The organism is Halobacillus sp. (assembly GCF_049282395.1).
Taxonomy (GTDB): domain Bacteria; phylum Bacillota; class Bacilli; order Bacillales; family Halobacillaceae; genus Halobacillus.
The window spans coordinates 1-2,895 of sequence record NZ_JBAPTY010000280.1 but is presented as its reverse complement, the minus strand read 5'-3'; the positions used below and the strand labels follow the sequence as shown (position 1 = coordinate 2,895).

The following is a 2,895-nucleotide window of genomic DNA, read 5'->3' as shown; positions in this document are numbered from 1 at the left end:
CGATCAAACCGCGTGATGGTACAAGGAATTCAAGACGTACTTGACCATTTCCGTCGTTTACCATGTCTTGCATTTCACCTTTACGATAACCGATAGACTCCATCACGCCGCCCTGATATTCTTCAGGTGTGTCGATCTGAACGCGCTCAACTGGTTCACAAACCTGACCGTCAATCTCTTTCAAGATAACTTTCGGCTTGGATAATTGAAGTTCAAAGCCTTCACGGCGCATGTTCTCTACCAGAATGGATAAGTGAAGCTCACCACGGCCGGATACCGTAAAGGCATCTGGAGAATCCGTAGGCTCAACACGAAGACTGACATCTGTTTCTAATTGAGTCAATAGACGTTCTTCGATTTGGCGGGAAGTTACATATTTACCTTCACGTCCAGCAAATGGGCTGTTATTAACAACGAACGTCATTTGAAGCGTCGGCTCATCAATACGAGGAATTTCCATTGCTTCCTGATTATCAGGAGGGCAGACGGTTTCTCCTACGTTAATGTCTTCAAGTCCTGCAAGAGCAATAATATCTCCTGCTTTAGCTTCTTGGATTTCTATACGTTTTAGACCAATGAAACCAAAGAGTTTGGACACTCTGAAGTTTTTCACTGATCCGTCCTTCTTCATAAGAGAGACTTGCTGTCCCACTTTGATACTGCCTCTAAAGACGCGGCCTACACCAATACGTCCAAGATAATCGTTGTAATCCAAAAGCGTTACCTGGAACTGCAATGGCTCTTCTTTCGTATCTAAAGGAGCCGGGATATTGTTCATGATTAATTTGAAAATCGGATCCATCGTATCGTTCTGTTCTTCTGGCTCATCACCTGAAGTGCCGTTTAGAGCAGATGCATATACAACAGGGAATTCAAGCTGTTCATCATCCGCACCAAGCTCGATGAACAGATCAAGGACTTCATCAATTACTTCACCGGGACGGGCATTCGGACGGTCAATTTTGTTCAATACAACTACGGGTGTTAACTTTTGTTCCAGTGCTTTTTTAAGCACGAAACGTGTCTGTGGCATACAGCCTTCATAAGCGTCAACCACTAGAAGTACGCCATCAACCATTTTCAGAATACGTTCAACTTCTCCACCAAAATCGGCGTGACCTGGTGTATCAAGAATGTTGATCCGTGCATCATTATAGTTGATCGCGGTATTTTTCGCCAAAATCGTAATTCCGCGTTCTTTCTCTAAATCGTTTGAGTCCATCGCACGCTCGTCAACGTGCTCATTATCACGGAATGTTCCGGAGTAATGAAGCATTTGGTCAACCAATGTGGTTTTCCCGTGGTCAACGTGAGCGATGATCGCTATATTGCGAATATCATTTCTGTGTTGCATGAAGCACACACCTCTTTCGTTTCACTAATTATTCAACCCATCTATTATAACATAGTTATGCAGATGTCGATACCAGTCCACAATTCTTTACATAATCATCATAATAACCAGATTTCCTCTCTTATAAACTTAACAAAAATGAATGCATTGGGTAAAATAGCCATTGCGTGAAGAAGAACATCCCGGGTAAAATAACGAGAATGACGCACGATATTAATTAATGAAGTTAGGTGTGTATATGAAAACGAAAAGAATTGGAGAATGGCTGGAGGTTACTATTCCAGAGAAATGGAACGGGCATACTATTGAACGGGTCATGAAAAAAGAGTGGTTTGTTCCGAGAAAGCTGGTCCACGAATTCCGCTCCAACAAAGAATTGACTTTAAATAATAAAACCGCGAACTGGAAAGATACAAGAGTACAGGCAAACGATCTTTTAAGAATTCGATTATTCAAGCCTCGCCAGCTTGAGGTCACACCTGTGTACATGGACATCGACGTCGTCTATGAAGATGACCACCTGCTGGTTGTTAATAAACCTGCTGGATTATTCACCCATCCCAACACACCGGACGATCATCATACGCTGGTTAATGGAGTTGCTTTTTACTTTCAGATGAACGGTATTGAAGCCACTCCAAAATATGTTCACAGGCTTGACAAGGACACATCGGGCGCAATCCTTTTTGCCAAACACGATCTGGCCATTGCCATGCTGGGGAAAGAACTGCAGGACCGAAATATTAAAAGAACATATATAGCGTGGGCCCACGGCCGATTAAAGCCGAAAAAGGCTACTATAGATCAGCCTATCGGAAAAGACCGGCATCACCCGGTAAGGCGCCGTGTTTCCCCAAATGGCCAGCCGGCTATTACGACTTATGAAGTGCTTGAATATGATAAAGCAAGGAAGGCTTCGCTGGTTACACTTAATCTTCAATCGGGGAGAACCCACCAGATTCGTGTGCATTTGAGTTATTTAGGCCACCCGCTTCTCGGTGACGAACTGTACGGAGGAGAAGAAAAAAATGGACTCTCCCAGGCTCTTCATGCCGCACGTCTGACATTTATCCATCCTTTCACCGAGAAGGAAATTCGCTGTCTGGCAATGCCTCCGGAAGATTCACCCTTCTTTAAAAATGAGCACGTAGAAGCTTTGGAAACTTAATATCATTTGTCTGTTTTCTATAATGGATTTTGAGATAATGGTATGCTACTCTTGGCTTGTTAACCTTTTATATTAAGAGAGCACATATACGAATAGATATAGAATGATTCGACGTCAGGACGAAGGGTTAACTTAACACCACATGCAGAAAGCCGCTCTAATTAAGAGCGGCTTTCCTAGCGTCTTGAGGATTTTTCCTAACCGCTTTTTTGTTCAATAGAAATACATCTCCTTCTTTTGCCTTCTTTCCAATCTGCAATAGCTTTTAATTTAATTCAGGTTTTTTAGATAAACTAGACGCCGGGCCTGCCTGCCCTCACATACTCATCTTCTGCGATCTGCTTTAGATTTTCTGATCGGCGAGCGAGGAAGT

General features: G+C 43.0%; 2 protein-coding genes. One reads left to right on the top strand and one right to left on the bottom strand.

The annotated features are described in order from the left end of the window. Window positions 1-1,354: GTP-binding protein TypA/BipA (locus tag WAM07_RS11945; protein WP_422167140.1), on the bottom strand; the 1,354-nt coding region annotated here is incomplete at its 3' end. A gap of 238 nt (window positions 1,355-1,592) precedes the next feature. Between WAM07_RS11945 and WAM07_RS11940 the strand changes: the two genes are divergently transcribed. Beyond that, on the top strand, window positions 1,593-2,522 hold the full coding sequence (locus tag WAM07_RS11940; RefSeq protein WP_422167139.1) for an RluA family pseudouridine synthase: 930 nt from the start codon (window positions 1,593-1,595) through the stop codon (window positions 2,520-2,522). The last annotated feature ends 373 nt before the right edge of the window (window positions 2,523-2,895 follow it).

Coding starts and splice junctions, on each gene's coding strand:
- WAM07_RS11940 (WP_422167139.1), top strand. CDS start 1,593: ATGAAAACGAAAAGAATTGGAGAATGGCTGGAGGTTACTATTCCAGAG.